The sequence below is a fragment of the Bacillus nitratireducens genome, from assembly GCF_036320425.1.
Taxonomy (GTDB): domain Bacteria; phylum Bacillota; class Bacilli; order Bacillales; family Bacillaceae_G; genus Bacillus_A; species Bacillus_A nitratireducens.
Window position 1 is genome coordinate 76483 of record NZ_JAUMJO010000010.1, and the last position, 26797, is coordinate 103279.

The 26797-nt window shown below is 33.5% G+C and carries 23 protein-coding genes and 2 pseudogenes; 7 read left to right on the forward strand and 18 right to left on the reverse strand.

Annotated features, from left to right (window positions below):
• Positions 1 to 13 precede the first annotated feature (13 nt).
• The 3 genes and pseudogenes from Q3V31_RS26685 to Q3V31_RS26695 all read right to left on the reverse strand — a co-directional run.
• Positions 14 to 841 (reverse strand): SH3 domain-containing protein, encoded by an 828-nt coding sequence (locus Q3V31_RS26685; RefSeq protein ID WP_329767521.1) that lies wholly within the window; start codon positions 839 to 841, stop codon positions 14 to 16.
• Complete coding sequence (locus Q3V31_RS26690; protein ID WP_000529863.1) at positions 831 to 1364, reverse strand: RNA polymerase sigma factor; 534 nt, start codon at positions 1362 to 1364, stop codon at positions 831 to 833. Before Q3V31_RS26690 ends, Q3V31_RS26685 begins: the two co-directional genes overlap by 11 nt.
• A 252-nt stretch (positions 1365 to 1616) precedes the next feature.
• Positions 1617 to 1769 (reverse strand): annotated as a pseudogene (locus Q3V31_RS26695) (IS6 family transposase); the annotation flags it as partial.
• A 204-nt stretch (positions 1770 to 1973) separates the two neighbouring features.
• Between Q3V31_RS26695 and Q3V31_RS26700 the strand changes: the two are divergent.
• A complete protein-coding gene (locus Q3V31_RS26700) occupies positions 1974 to 2567 on the forward strand; it encodes a TasA family protein (RefSeq protein WP_097872358.1) in 594 nt (197 codons plus the stop codon).
• Positions 2568 to 2728: 161 nt separating this feature from the next.
• Here Q3V31_RS26700 and Q3V31_RS26705 read toward each other — a convergent pair whose 3' ends face one another.
• The 4 genes from Q3V31_RS26705 to Q3V31_RS26720 form a co-directional block, all read right to left on the reverse strand.
• The gene (locus tag Q3V31_RS26705) at positions 2729 to 4582 is read right to left on the reverse strand and encodes an FtsX-like permease family protein (protein WP_097872359.1); all 1854 of its coding nucleotides are present in this window, start codon (positions 4580 to 4582) and stop codon (positions 2729 to 2731) included.
• Positions 4583 to 4598: 16 nt separating this feature from the next.
• Positions 4599 to 5360, reverse strand: coding sequence for an ABC transporter ATP-binding protein (locus tag Q3V31_RS26710; protein ID WP_097872360.1), 762 nt, complete (start codon positions 5358 to 5360; stop codon positions 4599 to 4601).
• 282 nt (positions 5361 to 5642) lie between these two features.
• Positions 5643 to 6719, reverse strand: coding sequence for a HAMP domain-containing sensor histidine kinase (locus Q3V31_RS26715; RefSeq protein WP_097872361.1), 1077 nt, complete (start codon positions 6717 to 6719; stop codon positions 5643 to 5645).
• Positions 6716 to 7402 (reverse strand): response regulator transcription factor, encoded by a 687-nt coding sequence (locus tag Q3V31_RS26720; RefSeq protein ID WP_097872362.1) that lies wholly within the window; start codon positions 7400 to 7402, stop codon positions 6716 to 6718. The genes Q3V31_RS26715 and Q3V31_RS26720 overlap by 4 nt, the downstream gene beginning before the upstream one ends.
• A 1347-nt stretch (positions 7403 to 8749) precedes the next feature.
• On the opposite strand from Q3V31_RS26720, the gene Q3V31_RS26725 reads away from it, so the two are divergent.
• A complete protein-coding gene (locus Q3V31_RS26725) occupies positions 8750 to 10126 on the forward strand; it encodes an alpha/beta hydrolase (protein WP_097872363.1) in 1377 nt (458 codons plus the stop codon).
• Between the two features lie 503 nt (positions 10127 to 10629).
• On the opposite strand, the gene Q3V31_RS26730 is transcribed toward Q3V31_RS26725, so the two are convergent.
• Both Q3V31_RS26730 and Q3V31_RS26735 read right to left on the reverse strand, forming a co-directional pair.
• A complete protein-coding gene (locus Q3V31_RS26730) occupies positions 10630 to 11157 on the reverse strand; it encodes a GNAT family N-acetyltransferase (RefSeq protein ID WP_097872364.1) in 528 nt (175 codons plus the stop codon).
• Between the two features lie 229 nt (positions 11158 to 11386).
• Positions 11387 to 11677 (reverse strand): YciI family protein, encoded by a 291-nt coding sequence (locus Q3V31_RS26735; RefSeq protein WP_097872365.1) that lies wholly within the window; start codon positions 11675 to 11677, stop codon positions 11387 to 11389.
• Positions 11678 to 12116: 439 nt separating this feature from the next.
• Here Q3V31_RS26735 and Q3V31_RS26740 point away from each other — a divergent pair, with 439 nt between their 5' ends.
• The gene (locus Q3V31_RS26740) at positions 12117 to 13517 is read left to right on the forward strand and encodes an NAD(P)/FAD-dependent oxidoreductase (RefSeq protein ID WP_240514152.1); all 1401 of its coding nucleotides are present in this window, start codon (positions 12117 to 12119) and stop codon (positions 13515 to 13517) included.
• A gap of 61 nt (positions 13518 to 13578) precedes the next feature.
• Here the strand turns inward: Q3V31_RS26740 and Q3V31_RS26745 are convergent, their stop codons facing one another.
• From Q3V31_RS26745 to Q3V31_RS26755, 3 genes are all read right to left on the reverse strand, one after another.
• Entirely contained in the window at positions 13579 to 14172 is a 594-nt protein-coding gene (locus Q3V31_RS26745) for a TetR/AcrR family transcriptional regulator (protein ID WP_097872367.1), read from the reverse strand.
• A 613-nt stretch (positions 14173 to 14785) separates the two neighbouring features.
• Positions 14786 to 14995: a hypothetical protein gene (locus tag Q3V31_RS26750; RefSeq protein ID WP_097872368.1), complete on the reverse strand. Its 210-nt coding sequence runs from the start codon at positions 14993 to 14995 to the stop codon at positions 14786 to 14788.
• A 2-nt stretch (positions 14996 to 14997) separates the two neighbouring features.
• Positions 14998 to 15219: a lipoprotein BA_5634 family protein gene (locus Q3V31_RS26755; RefSeq protein WP_097872369.1), complete on the reverse strand. Its 222-nt coding sequence runs from the start codon at positions 15217 to 15219 to the stop codon at positions 14998 to 15000.
• A 422-nt stretch (positions 15220 to 15641) separates the two neighbouring features.
• Here Q3V31_RS26755 and Q3V31_RS26760 point away from each other — a divergent pair, with 422 nt between their 5' ends.
• Together Q3V31_RS26760 and Q3V31_RS26765 are read left to right on the forward strand one after the other, a co-directional pair.
• Positions 15642 to 16589 carry a nucleoside hydrolase gene (locus Q3V31_RS26760; protein ID WP_097872370.1) on the forward strand — a complete coding sequence of 316 codons (948 nt, stop codon included), beginning with the start codon at positions 15642 to 15644 and terminating at the stop codon, positions 16587 to 16589.
• Positions 16590 to 16691: 102 nt separating this feature from the next.
• Positions 16692 to 17377, forward strand: a pseudogene (locus Q3V31_RS26765) (IS6 family transposase).
• Between the two features lie 57 nt (positions 17378 to 17434).
• On the opposite strand, the gene Q3V31_RS26770 reads toward Q3V31_RS26765, so the two are convergent.
• From Q3V31_RS26770 to Q3V31_RS26780, 3 genes are read right to left on the reverse strand one after another with little or no spacing between them, the layout of a single operon-like run.
• A complete protein-coding gene (locus tag Q3V31_RS26770) occupies positions 17435 to 19903 on the reverse strand; it encodes an ABC transporter permease (RefSeq protein WP_097872371.1) in 2469 nt (822 codons plus the stop codon).
• On the reverse strand, positions 19900 to 20613 hold the full coding sequence (locus Q3V31_RS26775; protein WP_088010283.1) for an ABC transporter ATP-binding protein: 714 nt from the start codon (positions 20611 to 20613) through the stop codon (positions 19900 to 19902). Before Q3V31_RS26775 ends, Q3V31_RS26770 begins: the two co-directional genes overlap by 4 nt.
• A 21-nt stretch (positions 20614 to 20634) precedes the next feature.
• Positions 20635 to 21435, reverse strand: a complete 801-nt coding sequence (locus tag Q3V31_RS26780; protein ID WP_329767524.1) for a lipoprotein BA_5634 family protein — start codon at positions 21433 to 21435, stop codon at positions 20635 to 20637.
• 704 nt (positions 21436 to 22139) lie between these two features.
• Between Q3V31_RS26780 and Q3V31_RS26785 the strand changes: the two genes are divergently transcribed.
• A complete protein-coding gene (locus tag Q3V31_RS26785) occupies positions 22140 to 22832 on the forward strand; it encodes a response regulator transcription factor (RefSeq protein ID WP_000362054.1) in 693 nt (230 codons plus the stop codon).
• 4 nt (positions 22833 to 22836) lie between these two features.
• On the forward strand, positions 22837 to 24069 hold the full coding sequence (locus tag Q3V31_RS26790; RefSeq protein WP_097872373.1) for a HAMP domain-containing sensor histidine kinase: 1233 nt from the start codon (positions 22837 to 22839) through the stop codon (positions 24067 to 24069).
• A gap of 317 nt (positions 24070 to 24386) precedes the next feature.
• Here Q3V31_RS26790 and Q3V31_RS26795 read toward each other — a convergent pair whose 3' ends face one another.
• The 3 genes from Q3V31_RS26795 to Q3V31_RS26805 all read right to left on the reverse strand — a co-directional run bounded on the left by Q3V31_RS26795 (position 24387) and on the right by Q3V31_RS26805 (position 26768).
• The gene (locus tag Q3V31_RS26795) at positions 24387 to 24845 is read right to left on the reverse strand and encodes a CcdC protein domain-containing protein (RefSeq protein ID WP_000370727.1); all 459 of its coding nucleotides are present in this window, start codon (positions 24843 to 24845) and stop codon (positions 24387 to 24389) included.
• A gap of 100 nt (positions 24846 to 24945) precedes the next feature.
• Positions 24946 to 25614 (reverse strand): response regulator, encoded by a 669-nt coding sequence (locus Q3V31_RS26800; RefSeq protein ID WP_000136654.1) that lies wholly within the window; start codon positions 25612 to 25614, stop codon positions 24946 to 24948.
• Positions 25611 to 26768, reverse strand: coding sequence for a sensor histidine kinase (locus Q3V31_RS26805; RefSeq protein WP_097872374.1), 1158 nt, complete (start codon positions 26766 to 26768; stop codon positions 25611 to 25613). Before Q3V31_RS26805 ends, Q3V31_RS26800 begins: the two co-directional genes overlap by 4 nt.
• Positions 26769 to 26797: the final 29 nt, after the last annotated feature.

The window sequence follows — 26797 nt, forward strand, 5'->3', positions numbered from 1 at the left end:
GAACCTTCCTCTTTTACCATATAGAATCTATATTTATTATTTTCCACATACCTTCATGATCCTTTTCGAACACAAATGAATATTTAATATCCGTTAAAACATACTCTTTTTGTACATACCCAGTATTACCGTTAAATGTCGATATTTTTATATATCCATCCTTCTGCACTTTTTCTGGAATCCAAGCTTTTACCATTTCATTAGATACTTCATATAAAATTTGTGATTCTCGTTTTGGTTCAGCTAAAATTTTCGTTTTATTTCCAGTAACAGTTACATATATAAAATGCGCTTGCTTTGATTGGTTACTTTCTGTCATTCCACTTGGTACTTTATATACTTTCTTTGTATCATTTGCAAATTCTCCCCCCATTGTAAGAGCGACTTGCAACTCATGAAAAATATCTTCATCAAACTTCAATTCATCTCTCTTATAACTCTTCCCTTTAAATAGAACTTCATCATTTAACGCTCTATACAAATCATTTTCATTTTTTGAAGTTGTACTTTGATATAAATCATTCATAAATTGTTTCAATGATGGATCTTGAGCAGATTCATCTTTTGTTTTCGGCTTAATTTGAGTACTACTTTGTACCGGTGATTTATTATCATCAAGCCAAGGTTGTTGTACAATAAAAAATAACATTGTACAAACCAAAACAACTACAATAGGTAATGCTTTTTTACGAAATGGTCTCTTGTATGTTACAGAATCTACTTCACTATTTTGATATACCGATTGCTTTATTTTATAAATAAATTCTTCTTCATATTTCCGATGCTCCATTGGGCCGTTTTTCAATTTATTATACCAGTCAGGATTTTTTTTACTGTTCATCACTTCTACCCTCCCCCATTAGTTTTGAAACTTTACTTCTCGCTCGACTTAATCTAGATTTGACTGTTCCTATTGATACACCTAATGTTTCAGCCATTTCTTCATAAGATAATTCATATTTCGCGTCCAATATTAGTATTTCACGGTGTTTTTTAGGTAGTTTTAATACAACATCCCACACTTCATTTAGTTCCTCTTGCTTAAAAAACTCTTGTTCTGCCGAAGAAGACTGCTTGTCGTCACTAAAAAATCCCACTAAAGATATCTTTTTAAAATAAGCGGATTTCAAATAGTTTATTGCTGTATTTCTTGTGATTTTTAATATCCACGTTTTAATAGATGAATCCTTTCGAAACGAATGCCAATGTTTAAAAACCTTTATAAAGACATCTTGTGTGATATCATCTGATAAGTGTGGATCTTTTGTAATAATAAATGAATAATTCCATACATCTTGCCAATAGTCTTTAATAACATAGTCGAGCTCGTCATGATTACATTTTCCAATAAACTTCTGTCCCATTTCCACACCTCAAACTTATTTGAATAAACATAAAACTGCCCTCACTTTTAATATGGTTTCAATATATAGACATGATACAAGTTTCATTTGTTCCATACCGCTTTTTTCTATATAGCTACGCTTTCTTTATTTCCTCTTGACGTTACGTAGCTCTTCTTGCGCCCTTTGTATTTTGGTCCTGGTGCAAAAACAACGTAAAAGAGAATAAAACATATATATTCCTAACGAAATCGTATTTTATGTTACAAGTCCATCTACTATATTATTCAAGTACTTATGTTGTCTAAGTTGCTTACTATCAGGTATGCCTTTTTCTTTTTTCAACTACTCAATTGCTATAGAATAAGCCGGATTCTTATCGACTGTTATTACACGTGGCTTCGAAACATGAAAAGGCCGCAGCGCTATATAATAAGAAAATTCCGGATTCAAACTTTCTATTTTTGGTACGTTTAATTTATAGAAAACAAATAACAACATAATTTTCTCAATAAGTAATATTCTTATTTCAATACAAAATTCTTACAATTGATGCTATACCTGTATTAAGGGGAGCGTTTTAGTTAATTAGGGAGAAAAATTGTAAAAATGATATGGGAGGAACAAAAAATGTCATTGAAAAAGAAATTAGGTGTTGGAGTGGTTTCAGCCGCTCTTGGTATGTCTTTAATTGGTGGGGGAACATATGCATATTTTAGCGATCAAGTTGTAACAAATAATACATTTGCTGCAGGTACATTGGATTTAGCTATGCAACCAACTACTTCACTTAACTTAGAAAATTTAAAACCTGGGGACAAAATATTAAAGAAATTAAATTTAAAAAATAGTGGTACATTAGATATTAAAGATATCATGATGAAAATAGACTATACTGTAAACGACTTAAAACAAAATAATACTACAGAAGATTTCGGTAAACATATTAAAGTACAATTTCTTTTGGATTGGGATCCTGCGAAAAGCCCTGTATACGAGACAACTCTTGCAGAACTAAAATCACAAAGCCCAGAGATTGCCTCCAAAAAAGTATTTCATTCTAAGTGGACTGAAACAGGGGGATTAAAACCTGGGAAAATGGATTGGTTTTGGATAAAGTTTGTATTTGAAGACAACGGCACAGATCAAAACGTGTTCCAAGGGGATAGTATTGCGTTAAAAATGGAGTTCCAAGCCAATCAAACAGAGGGAAAAGAAAGATAATTTTACAGAAATATCGTTGGGAAAATGTAAAACTGAGCTTGTAATTTTTTATAATTTGTCAAGTTAACCATCAAATTTCCATATAAAAAACCAGTGATACTAGTACATGTGTAGGATATCACTGGTTTTTTTGAGTTTAACATTTTGAATGTTTTGTAAAACTATTTTTCTTTCGGAAGTACAATTCTTTTATACAATTGAACTGTAATCAAGTAGTAAATTAAATAAATTACTACGAAAATGACAAGTGGCAACCAAATTCGGAAATACGGATCAATCAAAAGCGGACCGAACATGTTCATACCAACTAATACGTGAACAATACCCACAATTGCTGGGACTAAGAATACAAAGAATAACTCTTTATAAATCGATTGTGTTAATAACTCTCGGCGAACACCGATTTTACAAAGCATTTGATAACGTGTACAATCTTTTGATGCACCAGACAGAACTTTAAACATCAGACAACTTGCCATCATTGCTAAGAACGCAATTCCAACGAAGAAGCCCATAAACATGAGTCCGCTAGAAAGACTTTGGTTCGACTTATATGTTTGATACTTACTACCCAGTTCTTCTGCTTTCACATTTTTATATTTAACTACATGTAATTCATCAAGTTTTTTCCATTCTTTTACGTATGTTCCGAAATTATCCGCTTTACCAATAAATACTTTATTTTCTGTACCTTTCATACTATCGTATATGTTTTGATTGACAATTTTCACTTCATGATTCGGATACATATACTTTGGTTGAATTGTTTGGAAAGCATCGCTCCATTGTTTTGGATTTCCATCATCTTTACCCCATTGTCTTGATAATGCAAATGCATTCATGGGGATTTTTTCTGAAACTTTCATTGTCTTCTCATTTTTTCTATCTTTTACTAAAGGACGATTATTCTCTAACTCTTCTTTTATATAATACACATACGTATCATCCACCTTGTAGCGATATTCAAGTTGCTCTTTAAATGAAATACCGTCTAACAATTTCTTTTCTTCCACTGTTGGATTATGAACTACCGAATCATAAATGGTTCCTTTATCAGTCTGTTTTAGAACATTGTTTTTAAATGCCATACCACAAGCAATTCCACCAGCTCCAAGAGCTACTAAGATTGCTACCGTTGCCAGCACGTTTGTTAGACTGTTCATACGGAAGTTTAATTGCGCAAAAGTAAAAGCATTCAGCCCTTTTTCCCTACGTTTTTTATTACTCTGTACCTTTTTCATCATAACGGGGAGAAGGGATCCAAATAGCATGTACGTACCAACTGTAGCTGCGATTAATCCAATAGCCATGAATTTAGGAATGCTTATTATATTTTCTCCTTGTAGCTGTGATATATAGATCAGTGATGTATAACCAATACCTAGTAAAAGTAAACCCAGGAATGCAACTACAGCTGTCATTTTCCCTTTTACCGCGACACGTTCTGTTTGTTCATCTGCATGTACAAGTTGCAAAACAGTAATACGTGACAATTTCATACCATTCATGATGGCTGATAGTACAAATAAGACAAAAAAGAAGATGCAAGTAACAGTCATAGATGGAATATAAAGTGCTTGATACCCCTCACCAGAAAACTCCAACTGTTTCATCAATAACTGACCGATACCGTCTGCAAGTCCCACACCAATTGTAATTCCAATTACAAGAGACGCTGCGCCTAATACGATTGTTTCAATAAACATAAGTAGTGTAACTTTATGCTTTTTTGCTCCTAACATCATATACATCCCAAACTCTTTTTGGCGAAGGGATAATAAGAAAGAATTTGCATATAAAATATAGAAGAACGTTATGATTGCTAGTAAAACCGAACCAATTTGAAATGCAAATACAATAGCAGCTACATTTGAATTAGATTCAAGAAATGCTTTATTTTGCGCTAGCGTTTGGAACATATAGAAAATTGAAATAGATATAATAAGACCCAAAAGTAAGACAATATAGTCTTGCAACTTACTTTTTAGTCCTGACATGGAAATTTTAAATAACATACTTGAGCGTCCTTCCTTATCCTTTTTGAGTGCCTAAGTCTGCCAGCACGTCTAAAATTTCTTTATAAAACTTTTCACGGGTACCACCACGATGAATTTCTTTATAGAGCTCACCATCTTGAATGAATAAAATACGTTGACAGTAACTAGCACTATACGGATCGTGCGTAACCATCATTATAGACACACCTTGTTCTGTATTTAAGTTTGTCATGGCATCCAGTAAACTCGTTGCATTTTTAGAATCTAGAGCTCCAGTCGGCTCGTCTCCTAAAATAATTGCTGGTTCATGAACTAACGCACGTGCTGCGGCGGAACGTTGCTTTTGTCCACCAGATACTTCAGAAGGATACTTTTGAAGTATTGCTGAAATGCCTAACATATCAGCTACTTTTTCTATTTTCTGTCCAATATTTCGTGATGAAACACCTTGAAGGGAAAGTGGAAGAGCGATGTTTTCGTAAATAGATAAGTTCTCCAATAAGTTAAAGTCTTGGAAAATGAATCCTAACTTTTGTGAACGGAAATCAGAAAGCTCACCTTGTTTCATTTTCGTAATATCTGTTCCTGCAATTTCAACAACGCCGCCCGTTGCTTTATCTAACGTTGAAATTACATTTAATAATGTCGTTTTACCAGAACCAGATGGTCCCATAATTCCGACAAACTCACCTCCTTGAATTGAGAATGAAACACCTTTTAACGCGTGTGATTGGTTCTCACCTTTTTTACCGTACACTTTTTGGACGTTTTTTACGTCTACAACTGGTTTCGTCATATATATCCTCCTACGTTTGTTTTTTCATTTCTTTAAAATAAGTTGCTATTCATATTTGCTACTAACAAAATAGTCATGTTGCATCTACCTTTTCCATAAGGCTGTCACGATATATCCAATTGAAAGCTGTAAAGAAAATTTCATTTTAATTTCTCCACTCACCTCATCGCTTTGAATACATACATGATAAACTATAAAAATTAGGAAACAGCCTGAAAAAACCTTAAGAATTCTTAAGGTTTATAAAAAAAGCTTATGGAACGTGTAATTCCATAAGCCAATCTATTTGATTGGATGTTCAACAATAAAGGATATCCAACCTTCTTTATATTCTGCATATATATTACCATGATGAAGTTCAACAATTCTTTTTGAGATAGCAAGCCCCAAACCATTTCCCTGGTCATCTTTTCTTGCCTTATCCCCCCTGAAAAACCTTTCAAATAATTTATTTGGATCGCTAACAGGCGGTTTCTCGACTTTATTTGACACTTTCAAAATTGCTTTGTTATCCATTAATTCAAGACATACGGATAATTCAGATGGTTTCATGCTGTACTTTATCGCATTCATAAACAGATTTTCATAAACACGTACCATTTTTTCTACATCTATGAAGATAGGTATTGTTTCTTGTGTAATTGATTTTTGAACGATTAAGCGTTCCTTTTCAAATATAGGAATGTATTCTCCAACTATTTGCTCCAACAAACCTGATAAATCGACTTCATTTAAGTTTAAATTAGCATCAATGCCTGATAAACAGGTATATTCAAACAGCTCACTAATTAAATATTTCAGTCTCTGTGACTTTGAATACGTGGTTTCAAGGTATTCCTGTAATTGTGTGTTACTGTTGTATTGCCCTCTTTTTAATAAATCTATATAGCCAATAATAGATGTTAACGGTGTGCGTAAATCATGAGATACGTTCGTTATAAGTTCATTTTTTGTACGTTCTAATCGTCTTTCTTGTTCAAATGTATTTTCCAATTCCTTGGACATATAGTTGATATTTTGAGCAAGTTGGGTCAATTCGTCCTTCCCCTTAATCCCAATTGTCAAACCCAATTTTCCATTGGCAATATCATTTACATTATCCGAAATGAGCTTCAAATATACTATTTTCTTTCGAACCAATATCAAAAAAAGTATGATAAAGGTAAAGATTGCGAACGCGAATAAGAAAAACAACGCCAAATTGGATTCAAGCATACCAAATTCTTCGTGTTTTACAAATAATGGATCTATGACGTATAACAAAATGAGGATTGTTAAACCAAATGAAATAAAAAAACTAACTGCAACAGCGCCAAGAAGTTTTATAATGATTTTATTTCTAAAACTAACATTCTTCATATTTTATATCCAATTCCCCAAACAGTTTTAATATAAATAGGATGTTTAGAATCCTCTTCAATTTTGTCTCTTATTTTTGTAATATGCACCATGACGGTATTATCTGATTTATAAAAAACCTCTTTCCAAACTGATTCATATATTTTTGCTACACTCAGGACAATCCCTTTGTTACGGGCAAGTAGTTCGAGGATATCAAACTCTTTTGGAGTTAGCCTTGTTTCCTTTCCCCTTACCCATACTTGACGTGTATCTGTATTCACGGTTAAATCACCAATTTCTAGGATGTTTTTATTATGATCTATTGACGTATTGTATTTTTTAAACCTTCTTAATTGGGATTTTACCCTAGCGATTAATTCCAATGGGTTAAACGGTTTTGATAAATAATCGTCTGCACCAGAGGATAGACCCTGAATTTTGTCTATATCCTCAGATTTTGCAGATAACATGATGATAGGTATATTGCGGTCTTCCCTAATCTTCATACACGCTTCAATACCATCCATATTAGGCATCATAATATCTAAAATAATCAAATCAAACTCCTTTTCTTCTAACAGTTGTAAAGCTTCCATAGCATCTTCGGCCTTTTGATTTTTCAGACCTTCATTTTCCAAATAAACAGAGATAAGATTTCTAATCTCTTTATCATCATCGACAATAAGAATTTTTGACTCCATATGATTCCTCCATATTTTTTCTTGTATTAAACAGCTAAAGACATAAGCGGGTGAGACATTTTTATCTTCTCTTTATTGTAAACTTGCAAACGGAAGACAAGAAATAACATAATGTATATACGTAATATCGTTCTCCCTAATATATTGTTCAGTATTTACTACTGATTCATATACAATTAATAAGTTCCCTTTTTCTTTAAATTTTGCTTCTAGTAAAAAAATAAAATTCCTTATTATTTTCCAGTAATAAAATAATTGTCTTGAGATTTCTTCTTTTAATTAATTTTTCTGTGAGTACACCTGTACTCAGTCCATATTTGACAATGTAATTTACTTTCTTCAAATCAATTTCTTCAATTATTTTGTCTCCAAGAAACTTTGAACTTGGAATGGCTGCACCAATTGATTTTTAGTGCATTATATACAGAAATAAGAAAGCGAATTGTTTTCATACCTAATCATCCCACAGGTTTGAACTCATAATTAAACTCTAGAGTCCAAACCTTAAGAAAAAGGGGCAAAAGTTCTTAAGAATTCTTAAGCTTTCTACAGCATTTTGTCATAAGAATATATGACGACTCTTGAAATGTTAGCGGTATCCCCAATAACACTTACTATTCGTCAATCCGAAGAACAAATAGAACTTGTAGGAATCCCTACAAGTTCTTTTTTAGATAATGTAAAACAGTTAAAACAAACTATCTCATAATTTGAATCAGAGCAAACATTACACTCCTAAAGATTACATGAACGCTACAGTTTATTAAGTTTTTGCCTCTTTATTTTAACAGTAGGTACAGTTGCTTTTTCTGAATAAAAACTATTCATTAATCTAAACCATTATATAAGTAAAGTAGACAAATAAGAATAGAAAAATCTCATTTTGGGGTAATTGATTTTCTTAGCTTGATAGCAATGGGGTAGCACCACATGCCCATCAACTTAAGAGATTAATTGTTCCCCTAAATGAAAAAAATGAACTGAATTTTCATGAACAACTATGAAGAGATACAATTTTCGTTTTGGGGATACTCTAAAATATTTGCTTGATAGTGTTGAAGTGCTACCCCATATCCATCAAGCTAAGATTTTTAACACTTAAGGAATTTGTAAGTATCAAGTAAGAAAAACGAGAGCTTTGTTTCTTATAATTAAAATATAAAGTGAAGGAAGAAAGGTTGTTTCTGGGGTTAATATGCATGTGGAAAAAGGAGAAATCTACGGTTTTTTAGAGTAATAATATCAGTATGTCAAAGTTTTGGAGATTACTTGCAAATATTTTGAAGTTTTTGCACCAGAACCCTAATTACCATACCTATTTTTACCATCACATATTGGAGGTTAAACATGAATAAAAAAAAGAAAATACAAAAATCAGTACTTACTTTTACCCTACTCTTTTCTTTAGGTGTTTCATCTTTCCCGCTTACAACAGCTATTCACGCAAATACACGTGAGGAGAAATCTGCAGAAAAGAAACAAATCTCTTTAACGGAGCGTACATCATTATTTTTTGAATATCTCCAGCAAGGTAAGTATGCAGAGGCACTCCAGTTGACGTCGGCTGCTTTTCAATCCAAGTTTACAGCAAACACATTACAAAATTGGTGGACACAAAGTGGGATAAAAATCATGGGAACACCTGTAATAAAAGAACGAAACTTGGTCCATCAGACGGTGGAAATTCCAGGAGCTATTGAAGGAACTACCATACCGCTACTCATTAAATTTACACCTGGCGGGAAAGTAGATGAAATTGGGGAAAGGCCGCCCCAGGAATCTTACATTCCGCATCCTAGATATGACCAACCTGCTTCCTATCAAGAACGTGAAATCATCATTGGAAATTCTACTTATCCGTTACCAGCCACATTAACAGTTCCGAAACATAAGCCTGGTGAAAAGGTACCCGTCGTTGTTCTTGTTCATGGTGCTGGCATCCATGATCGCGATGCTACCTATTTGGGAACAAAAATCTTACGAGACCTTGCGGTGGGCCTTTCATCCAACGGAATTGCAGTGTTACGCTATGAAAAACGTACCTTAGAACATGCATTAAAGATGAGTGCAGAACCTGTTACGTTAGACCGTGATACTACAGATGATGCCATATATGCAGCAAAATCAGCAGCGCAGCAGGAAGGCATTGATCCAAATAATATTTTCATTCTCGGACATAGCCAAGGAGCAGGCACAATGCCGCGTATACTGAGCAAAGCGCCTTCCTCACTTGTTCGAGGAAGTATCTTACTCGCACCACCTGCACGCCCTTTGACTGACACTGCCATTGATGTGAGTCAATACCTTGGGGCGCCAAAGGAAGTAATCGATGAACTAAAAAGACAGTTCGCTTTTATCCTGGATTCTACTTTCAATCCTGACCATCCGCCAGCTGGCTACAATTTTCCGTTTCCGTCTCCTCATTTTATGTATGATGTTACTAGGTGGCGTCCAGTTGAGGAGGCAAAATCACGAAAAGAGCCTTTACTGATTCTGCAAGGGGCACGCGATTATCAAGTAACAGTAAAAGATGATTATACAAAATGGCAGGAAGGACTTTCAAACCGCGGGAATGTTCAGTTCAAAGAATATCCGAAATTGAATCATTTCTTCACGGAGGGTGACGGGGAATTGAGTCTTCCAAGTGAGTACGAAATCCCTGCAAATGTTCCCGAGTACGTCATCCAGGACATTATTACATGGGTCAATGAGACAAAAAAATAAGAAAACATCAAAAGCCTTCATGCAATCATCATTGCGTGAAGGCTTTTTTGAAACTAGTGATTCAGACATATCTATTATTTTCAACATCATTTAATATAATATTTGCCCCAAAACGAAAAATTAGAGTCTTTTATAGCAATAAAGTTCATTTTTATCGTTTTGGGAGCAGCCTGTTCTGTTAGCTTGATGGTGATGTGGTGCTACCCCATCGCTATCAAGCTAAGGTCTTGAGGTACCCCCTAAACGAAATTTTTACTTTTCTACATTTTATTATAAACGTTGATGACATAAGATTCGAAAACAGAAGCTAACATAAACTTACTAACCAAGGTTTACATACGTAAAAAGGCTCGCTATTGTTAAGCAAGCGATCTGATTAATCATCATAAGCTTTCTTATAAGAAGTTAAAAAAGCTAGTAAAATACTAACTTTTTTATACATAAATAAATATTGAATATGAGAATTTAATTACATTTACATGAATACTGTTCTTAAAAATTGTTTATGATGGCAATTTTATTTCATAATGTGATAGTTGTTTTCCTTGGTAATCTTTATCATAAGTAAATTGGAATCCTAAGGCCTCTAATACCTTTTTTGATTTATCATTTGTAATTTTAATTCTCGCAATTAGTTTTTTAATTTCCATCGAGTTAGTAGCATACTGTATAGATGCTTTTGCAGCTTCTGTTGCATAACCTCTTCCCCAAAATTCTGGATCTAAAAGATACATAATTTCAACTTCCTCTTCTTTTTGATCTACATATCTTAAGCCACAATGCCCTATAATTTCCCCTGTACATTTATTTAAAACTGCCCATACACCAAAGCCATATTGATTCCAATGGTCTATGAACTTTTCAACATACATTTTTGCTTCTTCTTTTGTCATTCCTCTAGATGCTGCAAGCCATTTACCGACGGTATCTTTTTTTACGATATTATAAATATCATTAATATCTTCTAAACTTATTTTTCTCAAATATAGCCGATCTGTTGTAATTGTTTTTTCGTCTATTTTAACATTCATACAACTCGCTCTTTTAGACAGTCATCAATATTTTTTTATTTTATTACATTACATTTCCCTGTTTTCCCCACAACAACTATTACTGTTGGTTCGAAATAAAGTTTAATCAAATTAATACTAATCCTCTTAATAAATGAACAAATAGAAGAGTAGGTTTTGAATATATATATAAAATTATTATTCTAAAAAGTTTAATCATTTTTTAGGCTGTCTTATTCTCTAATCTAAATTAGCTATTAACAAATGGTGAGAACTTATCTGCATATTTAGTTGGCGTAAATTTAATTAATTCATATTCAGCAACTTGATTTTTATAAAAAGGGGCTTCTTTTAATATTTTTTGAACAGTAACCTCATCATCCGAATTAACTAAAATAACTCCACCAATTCTAGGATCACGTCTTCCGGAGAAAATGAAGTTGCCTCCTTTGTAATGTTTATCTAAGAAATCTGCATGTTCTTCCAGAAAATCTTCGACTACACTTAATGGTTTCACATACTTTAATAGAACTATAAACATAACCCCATCACCTTTCTATATACATCATTTTTCTATATTTACCATGATACAAATTTATCTTAGCTTGATAGCGATGTACCTCTACCCCTAATTGTACTGAAAACTAAAAATCGGCCTCTGTTCGCATCGCGTGCGAAGGACGCCGATTTTTGTTTTTCTTAGGTTGCTCAAAATTGCACCCCGATCGCGGTGCCGGCGGTCGCAGACATGTTCACAAAAGGCTGGATTTTAGACATATGTCCGTCGAAAGTACCAAAGAAAATTTTGCTGCAAGTAATGGTCTTTTTCGCATCTGACTAAATCACAATTCTTGTCTGTCAGACATAAATATAAAATGTATTATTCTTGCATTGACTGATTTAATCAATCATAAAAAAAGGAGAGTTAGCTAATGGGATACAATCTTAGAATGGGAAAAGCAATCGTTATCGGAGGTAGTATGGCAGGTTTGATGACTGCTCGCGTATTGGCAGATGTTTATGGAGAAGTGCTTGTTATTGATAAAGATAAATATCCGGAACATCCGGCTGACCGGGCTGGCGTACCTCAAGGTTTCCATCCGCATCGATTCACAAATCGCGGCAAAATGATTACGGAAAATCTGTTTCCCGGCTACGAAGAGGAGTTGGCCGCGCTTGGCTCGCCTTCCTCGCTCAATAAGACAGCGCATATTATGAATCCGTATGGGATCGTCAGCGGACCTTATATGCGCAATGATTATAAATTTAGCCGCGCCGTGCTTGAATGGGTCATCCGCGGACGCGTGAGCGCGAGTCCGAATGTGAGGTTTCTTCAAGGGCATGACGTACTTGAACTCATTGCAGCTCCAGACTGTTCAGCCATTACCGGAGTACGGATCCGGGAGCGGAAAATAGCCGGAGAAGAAAGTGTTCGGATGGCCGACCTGATCGTCGATGCCAGCGGACGAACCTCCCGGCTGACAGAGTGGCTGGAGAGCCTGGGGTACGAAGTGCCGAAGCCTGATCTGATGAAGACGGCAATCGGGTACAGCACTCGCCACTATACATTGCCGCCTGCAATGCGACATCTAGCCGAAGAGTGGGATGTCGTCAACATTATGGGCCAGCCGGAGAACAACACCTTTACAGGCGTCTTCTCCTTCATTGAGAATCAAGTCGCCGAACTGCTTCTGTACCGTCCCGGAGGGGAATTTCCTCCTACAGATGCGGAGGCGTTCGAACAAACGGTGGTCGGGCTGCCGTCTTCCCTAATCGCGGAAATCGTAAAGGGTTTGGAGCCTGTCGGCAACCCGCGGGGCTTTCGTGTAGCGGAATTATACCGCCGCCATTATGAACAGGTTCACCATTGGCCTGCTGGCCTGCTCGTCATTGGTGATGCTTACTGCATCTATAATCCGATTTTCGGTCAAGGGATGACGGTTGCGGCAATCGAAGCGGAAATACTGCAATCCTCTTTGCTAGAGCAGCTTAGTGATCCGAAGCCGCAGTTTGAAAAGCGGGTACTTAAACGAATGCAGCGTGAAGCCATTACGCCTGCCTGGTGGCTGAACTGTGCGGCGGATTTACAGTGGAAGGGCGTTGAATATGAAGCCGGGTCAGAACCGCTTGAAGGGGTAGATTTTTGCCGGAAGGTGATGGATATGCTGCTTAAAGAGGGCACGATGAATCGCAACTTCCAGCTTTACAGCATGTATTGGGGAGTAAACACATTGTCTGTTCCGCTTGGTGAGCTGTTCAATCCGCAAATGATCAGAGCGGTGCTGGAAGCATCGGACGAAGGAAAAAAAATCCTCGCCGAGCTACTGGAGCAGCATTATCGGCCGCTTGAAGAAATACTGGAAAAGATCATTCCGCAATAAAAGAAGCCGTACATTTCATAAAAATAAAGCACCTGCCGCCTGCAATGAGGCGATAGGTGCTTTATTTGCTGATCATCCTCATGAGCATCTCGATATCCGGGATGCGAAACTGCCGTTCATCCACCAATCCCACCATCATCACTCCGGTTAGTACCGTCAGAAAGCCGGCAATCAATTCTCCCGGATCCCCCGGTGTAATCGTCCCATCCCTTTGCCCCTCTTCAAACAAAGGCCGAAGGATGCTAACATAATCGTCCAAAGTGTATTGGTTGATCAATATTCTCGCTTTATCAGGCACGCCATCGGACATTCTTGCCTGATAAATCAGCTGGAAATACGGTGCTCCTTCCTCATCCATCATTTCTTCAACCAATTTCCTGATTTTATCATAAGCGGTTCCCTGAAGGGATGTAACGAGCGACAGGGCTTCCTGCGCACCCTTTATAGCACGTTTGACAAGCGTAACGAAAAGCTCTTCCTTGGATTTGAAATAATGGTACACTAGGCCATGGCTAATGCCTGCTTCCTTCACGATCATACTCATTTTGGTTCCGGCAACGCCGCGTCTGGAAAATACGCTTAAGGCAGCGGCCAAAATCTGTTCCCTGCGCTCATCGCGAATCTGGATCAGCTGTTCTTCATTTAATGGTGCCACGCTGCCCCCGCTCCCTTCGAGTTCATATCATTAACGTTCCTTATATTAATCAAGTCAGTCAAAATTAAAAATACAGTATTTTATTTTTACAGTCTACCTATTTCTCACATTCTCGAACCAAAAAGAGACGCAGGAGGTGGATAAATTAAAGTGCAGATAAGAAAAAGTTTTAATAATATTGTCCTGATTGAGGCGTTCTTTATACCATGGCATATACAGGTGCTTCGGATCTGTTCCAGCCTCATTGCTTCCATTTCTCCGGATCCGATCAAGGCGGCCAAGTAGGCCGACAACAATAAAATGATATTAGTTCCCGACTTCTCTATTCTATACATTTTTTTGAAATGTTTCATACATATTACTCATAATAGGGGTACTGTTACATTCTAATCAACTTAAGAAATTCGTTGTTCCAAAAATGATAAATAAATTAAATGCTCATAGCTAACAGTGGAGAGATAAAATTTTCGTTTTGGGGGTATTTTAAAGTCTTAGCTTGATGGGCATGGGATAACTTTATCATTCCAGACAAATTGCACTTTTAGAAACAAATAAAAACTAGGATAAATTTAAATATTAATCCTGGTTTTTTTATAGCATTACATGATAGATGTTACTTTTTTATGATTGAAACTGTATTGAATGCACTTACTTCTTCCTTCATATCTTTAGTGAGCTTTTTCCATTCATACCATGTTTGTAATTCTTTTGGATTATCTGGATCAAACGTTTTATTTTCTCCATAAGACTTATTGAAATGTAATACTTCCATATAAGTTTCTGTTCCTGGTAAGTCCTTAAATGTTGTAGCGTCTACAATCAAAATTACTTCTTCATAAGTTGGATGCGTACACGCCCTAGCGAGATATCATCTTCGTATTGTACTTTAATATTTTTATCATTTATTTTAATTTCTTTTATCTCTTTATCTTTGTTGCTGGTAAACATCATAACTTTCCCTTTTGGAATGGTTGGTAAAGAGTAAATAGGATTAGAACTATTCAAATCACGATCGTTATCGCTCTCTCTTAATATTCCTTTTTTCACAACACCCTCTATTAAGGTGCTATAGTAACTAATAAACAAAAAATATATTCTTTACTAAGAAATGTTATCTAATTTGTGTTTATTAAAGTTAAAACGTACCTTCTGCTTAAGAAAATCTAGAAGAGACATAGTTTAAAAAATATTGATTAAAATTTCCCCTTCAATCAAAACTAATTCCTTTAGCTTTGAATAAAACCTCTATCAAAAAAGATTGTTTAGAACTCACTTACATTTTTTTAATTAAATGAAAGAAATCATTATGAATTTCAGTATAATATTGAAAAAAAACGAACGCATCATACACTAGCATCGCCACTAATATTTATTGATTGTAAAGAATAAATTATTTTTAATGAAGTATATTTTGCTTAGAAGAGTATCGAAATATCAAATAAAATATAAAGAAAGAAGGAGAAATAAGAATGACACAAAAAATTTTACTTTTTGGTGATTTTGGAATTGATGATGCATTAGCACTCATTTATTCTTTTTTTACTAAAGAAATTGAGGTAGTTGGAATTGTAGCTGATTATGGAAATGTACCAAAAGAAAAAGTTCTTAAAAATATAAATTACCTAAAATACTTATCTGGAAATAAGGATATACCGGTTTTTGAGGGAGCATCCTGTAGTTTAACAGGGATTACAGCAGAATATTATCCAGATGTTCACGGTCCAGAAGGTTTAGGACCAATTATTACCCCTTCAATAAATTATCAAATTTATCCTCTACATATGGTTCTAGATTTGGTAGAGCAACACATAAACGATCTAACAATTGTTAATGTTGGAAGGCTTACCTCCTTAGCTACAACGTTTGTTTTAGGGCTAAAACTTATGCAAGAAGCTAAAGAATATTTATTGATGGGAGGTGCTTTTTTTTATCCAGGGAATGTTACTGCATCTGCAGAAGCTAATTTTCATAGTGATCCTTATGCAGCCAATATTATCATTACTTATGCAAAAAATTTAACAATTATCCCTTTGAATGTCACCCAAAGAGCTCTTATTACACCTCAACAAGTCGAACAGATTGATCATTTCCATCAGAAGACAAAAGATCCAATAGGTTTAATTATTAAGCCATTACTAAATTTTTATTATCAATTTTATTCACAAAGCGTGCCTGGAATTCCAGGGAGCCCCTTACATGATGTTTTTCCAATTTGGTACTTATTAAATCGAAACAGGGTTACTATAAGAGAATTGCCTACTAAAATTGTAGTTAATCGAGGAGATGCTTTTGGGCAAAGTTTAGGTGATTTTAGGAGTAAGCCTACCCCAGGCTTTATTAAGCATAAAGTAGCCCTTAACTTTAATGAGTTTGATTTTACAAATGATATTTTAAGGACATTCCTAAAAATTAGATAGGTTATTTCAAACAATTTATATTAATTTAAATCCATTTGGTTCTGTTGCAAGGTTTCCTACATGAAGCTACACTCTAGAAAACAGGATATAGGAGAATCAGACATGAGGTACTTTAAAGGAAAACAATTCAAGAGAGATATCATTTTAGTAGCTGTCGGCTACTACTGCCGTTTTCTTTAAGTTATCGCGATGTATCTGAAATCCTGAAAGAACGTGGTATATCAGTTCATACAACAACCATCATGCGATGGGTTCATGAATATGGAAATCTCATCCATCAAATTTGGAAAGTAAAAAATAAATCTGCACGCTTATCTTGGCATTTGGATGAGACGTATATCAAAGTTAAGGGAGAATGGCGTTATCTCTATCGTGCAATTGATAAGGATGGAAATATGTTGGATATTCAACTTCGTAAAAAACGGAATCATCAGGCTGCCTATGCCTTTATGAAAAGATGAGTAAAACATTTTGGAGAACCAACAGTTCTCACTACAGACAAAGCTCCGGCCTTTCTTTGTGCGTTCAAAAAACTGAAGAAGAATGGCTTTTATGTACGTACAAAACATTGTACCGTTAAATATCTCAATAACCTGTTTGAACAGGATCATAGGCATCTAAAGAGACGTTTTGCCAAATCAGCCGGATTGCAAAATCTTCGTCATGCTTCACGAACCATAAAAGGGATTGAAACAATTCAGACCATATATAAACAAAGACGAAGTCTTGAATCAGACTCCGTCTTTTCAGTGTACAAAGAACTACAGCAATTAGTAGCGATTGCTTAAAGTCTATTTCCAATCTGTAGACCTCTCTATATTTTTTCTAACATTGCAACAGAACCGTTATTCTTCTCTAATTACATCTATAACATTATCCTTTTGAATTTTCCGAAGTGGTATTAGTACCGCTACATAACTAATCAACAGTGCAGTTATAAATGTGATAAAGATAGATTGATAAGGAATAATCCATTCAAAAGACACCATATTCGAAAGCGCTACATAAAGAATATATGAAAGCATACAGCCGAAAAAGATTCCTTGTATACTTCCAAAGAGACCGTACAGTAGTCCTTCATAAGTAATCATCTTTTTCAAATCCTTTTGCGACATACCAATCGATTTTAAAGCAGCTAGTTCTTTTCTTCTCATAATGATGCTGACTGTTATGGTATTTAAAATATTCACACAACCAATCAGTGTAATAACAGCTATAAATCCGTACCCTAATATTTTTATATAAAGTATATTATCTTTATGGAAATTACTTTGAACAATATTATTTTTTACATCGATAGATGCATCTCCACCGAGTTTCTTTTGTATATCTAAAATTGTAGCATCAGCCTGAGATTGATTCTCTAAATCAATTTCAAAACCTGTTAATTTTTGTGGAGATGGTGTAAGAAATTCGGCTATTTGTTCACTAGTAATAAAAGTTATGGTATCCATTACTCTGCTCATATTAAAAATATCTAATTCTACAATTGCAGCTATTTTTAAAGTTTCTAGTTTTTCTTCATTGTAGGAGATTTCCTCTGTAGATTTTCTTTCCTGCTGACTTGTTATTTGGATTTCATCCCCTACCTGAAAAGTGCTTAGCGAACCTATATATTTTTTACTTGTATTCATATCATTTGATGCAGCTTGTTTTACTAAAATAACCTCTTTTTCACGATTTAATTTTGAAATATCAATCCTTCCACTAGTTACATTTTCAGCTAGTTTCTTTAAACTATTCTCATCGTATGCTTTTATTTGTGTTTTCACAATTTCTACAGTTTGATTATTATATTTTACTTTTTGATACAGCGATTCATTTCCTTGTAATTCTTTAATTTGCTTATTTTCTGGTACTTTCGTATAAAAATCATGTGCCTGATATTGCTTGTACAGCTTCTCTACGTTATTAATTTTATAAAGATTTCGACTCATATGATCTATGCCAGGCCTGTCTAAATTCGAATTAACCGAAACTGATATGTCCGATTTTAGAGCTTGAATTTCCGGTTGTTTACGCTGAATGACAGTATCTATGAGAAACGTAAAAGTGATATACAGTACACTACTTATAATAATAGACAAAATTGTAACTGTATATCTATTGGGGTTCCTTTGTATATTTTTTAATGCCATACTTAACGGAAAAGATAGTGGTTTCTTTAGCTTTGTTCTCTTTTTTTTCTTTATTTTATCTTTTTTTATAGCTAATCGGCTACTTACGGCCAGTAACGGTGAAATTCTACCTGCAAAAAAAGCAGGAAAATAACTTGAAATATAGACTGTTATCAATGTAATTAAAGAACTTACACATATAATGAACCAATCTAATTTAATTGTATATCCCATAGAGTTTTTAAGTACGTTTATCAATACTTGATTAAGTAAAAAGACTACTAATATACTGCACAAAATCCCAAAAAAGATAGCAATAATAGAAATAAATGTTGCTTCTCTTATCACAATTTTTCTAATTTGTTTTTTGGTAGCTCCTATACTTCTCAATAACCCAAACTGTTTCATTCGCTCTACTATACTAATTTGAAATGCATTGTAAATAATAACAATCGTAGAAATCACAACAATCCCAATACTAATAGAGGCTGCCACCATGATCTCCACACTAGGCTTTAAGGCTTTCTTTAATTCGTCATTTACTTTTATATTTTCTTTATTCGTCAATAATTTAAATTGATTTTCAACTTCATCAAAATTTGCGTACTTATTGAATTCAATCAATACGCTACCTTCTCCAACTTTAAACTTATTTTTATATGTCAATAATTGACCTGTTTTATTTTCCTGAGTACTACTAGACTTATTTAGCAAACCAACAAGTTTATATTTTTTTTCATGAATAGTAAACATACCGCCTACTTTAAGATTGGGCCCAAAGTAAGGTAGCATCCATTTTTCCAAAACAGCCTCGTTTTCATTTGAAGGTAGCTTACCTTGTACAGAAATACCAGAATTTAATAGTTTTAATGCTTGTTGATCTGCATACATATAAGAGACAGCTATCTCATCAACATTGAGTGTCTCTCCTGGAGCGATGATGCCATAAGAAGATATATTCGGATTACTTTTTATCATATTGAAAAGTTTTTGATTATAATTTTCAACTGATATATTTGCGGAACCCATAGGACCTTTTTTAGCATTTTCAATTCCCGAAGTGTATCCGCTATTAAAAAACAGTCCAATCGTTGTTATTAGCGCCAGTGCTAAAATAATACCTGCTAATGTTAGCAGAGTCCGTTTTATATTACTTCTGAGATATTTTTGACTTAACTGTTTGTAACTACGAATCAATACTCCTCCCCTCCATATTTTGCTTGGTTTTGCACTAATTGTTTATCTGAAATAATCATGCCATCTGCAATGGTTATAATTCGATCAGAGTTTGATGCGATAGCAGGGTCATGGGTAATTAAAATCACCGTCTGATTATATTTTTTAGCCGTTACTTTTAATAAATTCAGAACTTCTTTTGTATTTTTTGTATCTAGATTTCCGGTTGGTTCATCCGCTAAGATAATATCAGGTTTATTTATAAGAGATCTACCAATAGATACCCTTTGTTGTTGACCACCCGATAATTCAGATGGCAAATGATCTCGTCTTTCATTTAACCCTAGAGTTCGTATAATTTCATCCAGGTAAAGATCATCTACCTGTTCCTCATCCAATAGAGCTGGCAAAGCAATATTTTCTTGTACATTCAAGACAGGAATCAAATTAAAAAACTGAAATATAAAGCCAACTTTTCTTCGGCGAAAAATAGATAGTTCATTATCTTTATAATTGTAGATATTTTCACCTCCTATAAACACATTTCCTGAACTCGGACGATCCAGCCCTCCTAAAATATGCAATAACGTACTTTTACCAGAACCTGACGCTCCAACTATGGTTACGAATTCTCCCCTATGAATGGAAAGATTAATTCCTTTTAACGCCTGTACTTGCGTTTCTCCCTCTCCATATGTTTTTACTACATTTTCTAATCTAACAACCTCCATACAACTCATCCTTTTCACAGATTAATTTTGAATCTCTACAAAATAGATTTTATCCTTATCGTAGTCACCATTCTCGTCTTTCACTTCATACACTTTTGTAATGTTTTCAACCACCTTTTTTACCTTGTTTTTATTTTTATAATCAAAATTTTCTTTTGCAAACTTAATTAACGAAAGACTTACTTCTTTTTCTTTTAATTGTTTATATGTTTCCTCATTAACAATTACTATTGGTGATGAAAAATAACCAATCCAATTATTTTGTTCAATATGTTGAACAGGTATCATTTGTCCATTTAAATTTAAATTCCCATCCTTTATTTCCTCATCTTCTGCTGTTTTCCTATAAAACAAGTTTTTTTCACTCGCTAATTCTTTTATTTCTTTTACCGGGGTTGAAGTCATTGAAGAATTATCTTTTTCTAAGGGCGTTCTTATAATTCCTTTTTTTAAGAATTTTTCAGCTGTAGATTTTGTAATTACCGCATATTGTTTCTTTCTAACAAATGGTTTATCAAGTGCCTTATCCATCTCTTCTTCAGTCATATTTCCTGCTTTTTCTTTCCATTCTTTCTTAATTTCTTCGTTCTGTTCGGTAGTGAGTTCTTCTTTTATTAATTCTGTGACCAATTTATAACTATAATCTGCTGTTTGTACGTTTTGATCTTTATACAGATTTTTAACATCAGATATATTTTCTTTCGTTCCTGATACCAAGATACCGTTTACTGGTTGTGAGGGACCCTCTATATAACGATTTACCGCAAATCCTATACCTATAAAAATTCCTGTTACTGCTAGAAATACTATTATCTTTTTCATTTTCTTCCTCCTTAAATGCTGTGTTTAATTTTAGATTAAAACAGTAGTTTTTTTATATGACCAAAGATTAAAATACTACAATTGTTAATAAAAAATGATTACCTTCAGTATAGACGTCTTTTTTTGCTAATTGAATGACTCTTGTCTTACTATTTAAACTGTAATCTTACAGTTTAGTAAGATTACTAAATCTAACTTTTTATATGTTCGTGGCTCTAATCAGAATATATTTTAAAATTGTACAATAGAATAACTTTTATACACTTATTTCAGTACATACATGATTTTCAAATTCTTGAAAATATGCTTCCATTCGGCCTTCATTCTCAATAATCTGTTTTTTAAAAGTTCATTTGCATGATTAATGCGAGTCCAATTTTCATTTCACATTTATGTATAAGATAACTTAAATATTACTATTACCGATTTTAAAAAGACGTAAAAAATCAAAAGGATTCTGTTGCAAGGTTTTTCAAAATATAACAAGAATAAGTATGTATTACGTAAATATGATGCTTAAGTAATTATTGTATGTCATTATATGCTATAAAACCAAAAGCCGATTTTGGTATTATTCATATACATAGAAAGCATCTAAAAATCCATTTCCATACTAAACTGTTTTAAATTAGCCAATCAATGTGTAAAATAACTGTCATAATCTAAAATACTGCAATAATCAAAGACAAATGAGGAGAGATACTGTGGATAAAGTATTATTCGTTGAAGACGATAACGATCTTGGAATGGCTATTGAGTTTACTCTAAAAGGAGAAGGGCTTGAGGTTATAAGAGTTTCTACTGTACAAGATGCAAAAGATCAATACGAAAATAATAAATTCGATTTAGCTATATTGGATGTTGGACTCCCTGATGGAAATGGGTATGATTTATGTACCTATCTTAAAAAAAAAGGTGATATACCTATTATTTTTCTCACTGCACTAGATGAGGAAGCAAATGTAGTAATGGGCCTTGAAATTGGTGGAGATGATTACATAACAAAGCCCTTCAGGGTAAAAGAACTATTATCTAGAGTAAAAGTACAGTTGAGAAAAAAAATTAAAACAGCTCCTAATACTATATTGAGGTCTGGAAATATACAGCTTGAAGTTGAAGCGGCCAGTGCTTTTAAGCATGAAAAAAGTATAAATTTAACTCATTTAGAATATAAACTCTTATTAACGCTAATGCTACGTCCTCATCAAGTATTACAAAGAAATGAAATATTAAAAAAAATAGCAGATGAAAGTGAAGTGTTTTTTGATGAAAATACTCTTTCTGTTTATGTAAAAAGATTAAGAAGTAAAATTGAAGATAATCCACAAAATCCCAACTATATAATCACACAGCGAGGTCTCGGATATTATTGGGATAAAGATGTCAGTAAGGAGTAATTTAATGATAAATAGAGAAATAAAAATTAATATACTTACATTAGCATTAATCTTTTTGTTATTTATTATATATCAAATTATCACAGTTCATATTCTATATGACCATTTAAAAAATGATTATATTACTATTTGGAGTGAAATTACCGGAAAACTTGTTGCACAACATCCAGAAAATGAATACGAAATAATACAAGTACTTACAAATAATACAGCTAACAAAGAAATTTATTCCAGTAATGGAACAGTACTATTAAATCAATATGGACTATCTGCTGAATTGGATTCAAGACTTTTTCCTTATTTAAATAAACATATATCCCAAAACAATTTGTACATGCTCTATGGATTAATAGGGTTCAGTCTAATTTTAATTTTTATGAATTACTTACAGTATAAATCGTTTTTCTTAAAAATTCGAAATGTAACAGCTGCAGCAAATAAAATTATCGAAGGTGATTACACCATTGATATCAAGGAAAATAGAGAAGGAGATCTAGCGAAACTTGCTAATTCTTTTCATAAACTGAAAAATATTATTAGAAAAAGTATGAATAATTTATTGGAAGAGAAACAATTTTTAATACAAACTTTACAAGATATTTCTCATCAGCTAAAAACACCACTTTCAACACTAACAGTGAACAACGATATCTTATTACAAGGTAAATTAAATGAACAGCAATATCACTTTTTACAAAATAATAATGCTCAAATTTCAAGAATAAGCTTTTTAATACATAATTTATTAAAAGTTTCAAAAATAGATGCTAGGGCAATACCATTTGAAAAAGAAAACTCTAATATTATTGATACAATTTATGAGGTTATTGCTAGTTTGAACAGTAAATTAAATGAAAAAAATATTAACATATATTTAAAAAACAATGAAAAAATATCACTTTTTCATGACAGTATTTGGATGCAAGAAGCTTTATTAAATATTTTAAAGAATTCCATTGAACATTCAAATGAAAGTAATTCCATTTATATTGAAGTTACAAGTTCTCCTATTCATACTGAAATTATTATTGAAGATTTTGGTGAAGGTATTGCATCAGAAGATTTACCATATATATTCGATAGATTTTACAAAGCAAAAAACTCTAAAAAAGAAGGATCTATTGGAATTGGCTTAGCACTAGCAAAATCAATTATCGAAGCTCATCATGGATTTATTAGAGTAGAAAGCCAAAAACATTCATTCACAAAATTTACAATAACTTTTATGAAGTATTAATAGTCATTGAAAATTTTTTAACATCCACACTTTTGAGTATAATTTTTTAAAATTAATTAGCGTTGAAAAAAGAAGAATGACTGTGGAGAAATAAATTTTTCGTTTTTAAGATATTATAGGAACTTAGCTCGATGGTCATGGGGTAACACCGCATGACCATCAAGCTAAAAGTACGAATTACCCCAAAACAATAAATACGAGCAAAATGCACAAATTTTTCGTTCTGGGGTATTTGCTTTTCTTACCTTGATAGCAATGTGTTGGTGTTAGAAAAACACTGAAATTTGCTACACTACAAAAATTACCCTTAGCAATACTTAATGTCTTGTATGCATCAAACTTTTAGCTTTTAAGAATAGAATCACTCTTCTTATACACTCACTCGCCGCAATAAAGCAAAAAATACCATTCGTTACTAAACCTAGCGCATACTGACTTGAACCTTTAAAAATATACGTTACAATAAAACGTAAAATAAATACAACAATCCATATACCTAAGGCGATATAAGAATTTTTAGCATAAACCTTCCCATTATTTTTATCGATTCGTATTATAGTTGTAGAACCACGCACAGCTCCTACAATTCCTCCAAGAGCAAGTAATACTACAAATAGACCTGTTTCTATTAATGTGAGATCGTTAAATACATGAGTAAATGTATAGTATGCAATTAATACAGGAGCAATCCACATTCGTTGAACTTTCAATTCCCTTTCTTTTAGTTTAAGGAGAATTATAAGAATTAAAATAATAAGACCCGTTGTATTATCCATGCTATACTCTCCTTCTTTTTTATTATAATCTGTTTAATTTCAATTAGAAAAACACTATGTTAATTTAAAATTTTATTCTTTTTACTACATACAGTAGATATCACTTTACAATTTTTTTTCGAATTGCCATTACAGCTGCTTGTGTACGATCTGTTACATCTAGTTTTTGAAGAATATTGTGGATATGAGTTTTGACTGTCCCTTCGGAAACATAAAGGATTTTAGCTATTTCATGGTTTTGTTTTCCATAAGCTAATAATTGTAAAACATCATTCTCTCGCTTAGTTAGAGTTTCCGTATATTCAAGTTCTTCGCCAGCTAAATTATAATCATTATTATCGTGTTTTATAAATTGTGTAAAAGCTTGATTTGCTGTCGTGCTATTATAAATCATTGCCCCTCTATTCATAGATCGAATACCATCTAACATTTCCTCCGTCTCAGTATCTTTTAATATATAACCCACTGCACCAGCTCGAATACCATCTAAGACATATTGTTGTACATCAAATGTTGTTAATAGAACAACCTTTGTGTTTGGTAATATACTCATAATGTTTTTAGTAGCCATAATGCCTGATAAGTCAGGCATTTGAATGTCCATAATTACCATATCTGGTGCAGTTTCTAAAGCCACTTTAATTGCTTCCTTACCGTCTTTACATTCCCCAACTATCTCCATGTCATCTTGCATTTCAATAATATAGCATAGGCCTTTTCGAACAAATGGTTCATCATCAGCTAGCACAATACGAATCTTTTCTGTCATACTTCTCCTCCATTTTTCTGAATTGGAATAGTAGCTTCAACTCGAAGTCCTTTTGGTTCATTTAGAAAAAAGGAACAATTACCTCCAACTGATTTACAGCGTTTTATCATACCATTGAGTCCAAAGCCATATTTTAATGGCTTATCCCCTGTATATATACCATTATCATCAATTGTGAGTTTTACTACTCCGTCTATTTCTGTTACGTTTACAATAACAGAATCTGCATTAGAATGTCGTAAGACATTCGTTAAAGACTCTTGTAGAATGCGATACAGAATTGTACTTTCCTCCATCGTCCACTCTGTTATATTTCCAGCTTGAATGAACTCAATTTGTAATAAAGAATTCGCTTGAACCTGTGAAATCAATCCTTTTAATGAAGTAAGCCCGAGATCTTTTTCATCACTTGTCCATTCCTTAACAGCGACGCGGATTTCTTCCATTCCTTTTCGTGCCACCTTTAAAAGTTCTTCAACATGATCTTGGGCATCAGCAGGATTTTTCCTTAATATAATCTTAAGAACCTGTAATTGAATAATAAGTGAGGTCATTTGATGTCCAAGTCCATCATGAATCTCTCTTGCTAATTTTGTTCTTTCCGTAAAAGCTGCATATCGCATAGAAAATACCGTTGTTTCTTGTAGTTCAGCATGTGCTTCGTCTAATTCTTTTAGTTGTTTTTGATTTTTTTGATATGCATCTCTTAGCTTGGATGTACTTCGGATCGAGACATAGAGGCCGATAATAATTAATGTTTCTTGATAAGGAAACGTATTCGCATGTATAAATAGAATAATAACTATCCCCGTTATAGCAGCTAAAATTGACGTTACTCGTGTCCACCTTGGTTCTGCAGCGGCAAGAAAAACTATGAGTGGCCATAACGCATAATTTGGAAAATTCGGATGAAAAAAATATAATACACATGATATGCTTATTAATATACTCGTAAATAAAGCGTACTTCCGTGCATTCCACCAAGATTTTGGTGAATACAACATCCATAGATAAATTGTTACAAAAACGCTACAAACCCATATTGCAAAGGTACCATGAGGTGCGAAACCTTGATAAAAAAATACGCATACTAAGATAATTCCTATCGCATTTCCTGCATGACTATCAATCATTTTTAAAAATACTTTTTCCATGTACTTATTCCCTCCCAACCTTACTGTTT